Below are 1,915 nucleotides of genomic sequence, written 5' to 3' on the forward strand. Positions count from 1 at the left end.
CCGGGATCGGGTTCGCCGTGGCCGAGGGCGCGGCGCGCGAGGGCGCGGTCGTCACCGTGGCCTCCACCAACGCGCAGCGGGTGCGCGCGGCGGCCGACAGGATCGGCGCCGAGGCCGGCGTGCTGGACGTGACCGACGAGACGTCGGTGGCGCGGTTCCTGGACGGCAGGAGCTTCGACCACATCGCCACCACCGCCGGCGACTGGGGCGGGCCCCGGCGCGGACCGCTGGCCGACGCCGACCTCGCCGCGGCGGCGGCGGTGTTCTCGGTGCGGTTCTGGGGCGCGCTGGCGCTGGCCAAGCACGGCGTGAAGACGCTGCCGCCCGGCGGCTCGCTCACGCTCACCAACGGCATGGTCGCGCACAAGCCGGCCAAGGGGGCGGTGATCTCGTCGGCGATGGCGGGCGGGATCGAGTTCATGACCCGCGCGCTGGCGGTGGAGCTGGCGCCGGTGCGGGTGAACTGCGTGTGCCCCGGCCTGATCCGGACGGGCGTCTGGGACTCCATCCCGGAAGAGAACCGCGAGGCCGAGTTCGCCAAGCGCACCGCCCGCCAGCTCATCCCCCGCATCGGCGAAGTCGAGGAGACGGCCGAGGCGTACCTCTACCTGATGCGCGGCGGCTACACGACCGGGCAGGTGCTGAAGGTCGACGGCGGGCTCGCGCTGGGGGGCTGACTGGCGTAGCGTCCCGCCGCCGGCTGGGGGGCTCGCTATGATCGCTGCTGTGTTGGCCGCTGCACTGGCGGCTCTGCCGGACGGCCTCGTCCAGGACGGCGAGGCGGCAGCGTATGAGAGCATGATCCTCAGAACGGCGCGGGCGGCCGACGCGAGTTTCAGCGGTGCGCCGCCGTGCGAAGCCGCCGGCATCGAGCATCTGTGGCGACAGCCGGTGAAGATCGCCGATCGCCCTGATTTCCTGGCCGTGCGGGAACGCGTGAAACTGACCGGCTGCGGTCGCAGCAGCGTACAGAATCTAAACGTCGGCCGGACTGGCGGGTCGCCGCCCTGGCGGATGACCTTCGGGCTCCCGGGCGAGTCCTTCGCCGACATGCCGCTGCAGCAGAGCACGCTGCCGGCCGCGATGGCGCAGGCGGCGGTGGACCTTCCCGCGGGCTGTCAGGAACGCCGCATGGCCGACGTGTACGTCGCGGCCCGGCCGGGTCACGTGGACGCGCCGCCGCCCGGCGGGGCGACGCCGCGCTCCGCCGCCGGCCGCATCGCCCTGGAGTTGCCCGCTGACGTCGAGGCGCAGCGCGATCGCCTGGACCTCGCGCGCGCCTGGGTCGAGGTCTGGCCGATCACGCTCTGCGGCCAGGATCGCACCACAGCCGTCGTCTTCATGCCGATCAAGGATCAGAAGGCGAGCGCGTACCTGTTCCTGCCGGTCTGGCGTCAGATTCAGGCCCACGGCGCTGGCGCGCGCCCGGCGCCGGCGCCGCCCGAGTAGGCCTCAGACCTCCAACCGCCACGCATCCCCGTCGGCCACGACGTGTCCCGCGCACGGGGCGGCGAAGTGGGTGCCGATCACGAGGGTGCTGGTGCCGGCGAGCGCGCCGTAGACGCGCTTGCGGGTGGCGGTGGAGGCTTCCTTGTCGAAATCGACCTCGGCGGCCCAGTGCGGACGGGCCATCTGGCAGGGATGGTGGGTGAAGTCGCCGGTGATGAGGGCGTCCTCGCCCTTTGAGCGGATGCGGATCGAGACGTGGCCGGGCGTGTGGCCCAGCGTCGGCTCCAGGCTCACCTCGTCGCAGACCTTGTGGTCGGTCGCCACGAGGTCGACGAGGCCGGCGTCCCAGACGGGCTTCACGCTGTCGTGGAAGTAGGACGTCGAGGTGTCCTCGATGCCCTCCTCCTCGGCCTTCCAGTGCGCGTACTCGGTGCGGCCGATCAGGTAGCGGGCGTTCGGGAAGGTC

3 protein-coding genes are annotated in these 1,915 nt (G+C 72.7%); 2 read left to right on the forward strand and 1 reads right to left on the reverse strand.

The features are described from left to right. Together JNL41_RS21755 and JNL41_RS21760 are read left to right on the forward strand one after the other, a co-directional pair. On the forward strand, nt 1-677 hold a 677-nt coding region (locus JNL41_RS21755; RefSeq protein ID WP_293478380.1), incomplete at its 5' end, for an SDR family oxidoreductase. 37 nt (nt 678-714) lie between these two features. Next, nucleotides 715-1,449, forward strand: coding sequence for a hypothetical protein (locus JNL41_RS21760; RefSeq protein WP_293478381.1), 735 nt, complete (start codon nt 715-717; stop codon nt 1,447-1,449). A gap of 3 nt (nt 1,450-1,452) precedes the next feature. On the opposite strand, the gene JNL41_RS21765 is transcribed toward JNL41_RS21760, so the two are convergent. Continuing rightward, on the reverse strand, nt 1,453-1,915 hold a 463-nt coding region (locus JNL41_RS21765), incomplete at its 5' end, for an MBL fold metallo-hydrolase (RefSeq protein WP_293478382.1).

It is taken from the genome of Phenylobacterium sp., from assembly GCF_016793285.1.
Classification (GTDB): domain Bacteria; phylum Pseudomonadota; class Alphaproteobacteria; order Caulobacterales; family Caulobacteraceae; genus Phenylobacterium.